Source organism: Citrobacter sp. TBCS-15 (assembly GCF_005280815.1).
Lineage (GTDB): Bacteria > Pseudomonadota > Gammaproteobacteria > Enterobacterales > Enterobacteriaceae > Citrobacter > Citrobacter werkmanii.
In genome coordinates, this window is record NZ_SZWK01000211.1 from 1 (window position 1) to 412 (window position 412).

Annotated in this window: 2 protein-coding genes; both read right to left on the reverse strand. The window is 34.2% G+C overall.

Features of this window, described 5'->3' with window-relative positions:
* Positions 1 to 63, reverse strand: a 63-nt coding sequence (locus FDW96_RS26095; protein WP_137365786.1) for a hypothetical protein, incomplete at its 3' end; no start/stop codon positions are given.
* 12 nt (positions 64 to 75) lie between these two features.
* The coding region (locus tag FDW96_RS12715) for a hypothetical protein (RefSeq protein WP_137365785.1) at positions 76 to 412 on the reverse strand (337 nt) is incomplete at its 5' end.

The window sequence follows — 412 nt, forward strand, 5'->3', positions numbered from 1 at the left end:
ATCAGCTACGATTAGAGCTTCATTACCAAAGAAAATCTCACGTGAATTATAATCTAATTTCATTTTTTCTCTTTTCTATAATTTCATTGAATTAGCATAATTAGCACCTTTTTTCAATGTTGTTTTAACGTCTTGCATACCCTTTTTTTCAACTAAGAAGTACATGCCATGATAGCCACTAGTATAATTAGCTCTAGTCCCTGCATTAACTACTATTTTATCGCCTTTTTTAACTTGCTTTAAGTTACTTGACAATTGCCCAGTATTTTGATATCTGGCATAAGTATAGGTATGACCGTGGCTTCTGATTAATCTAGTTCTTCGGCTTGCAGCATTTGCCTTAGCCTTAAACTCTGCTTCAAACCAATCGCCCATGCGTTCTGTTACTTTAGTTTGCATTTCTTTAGCTATG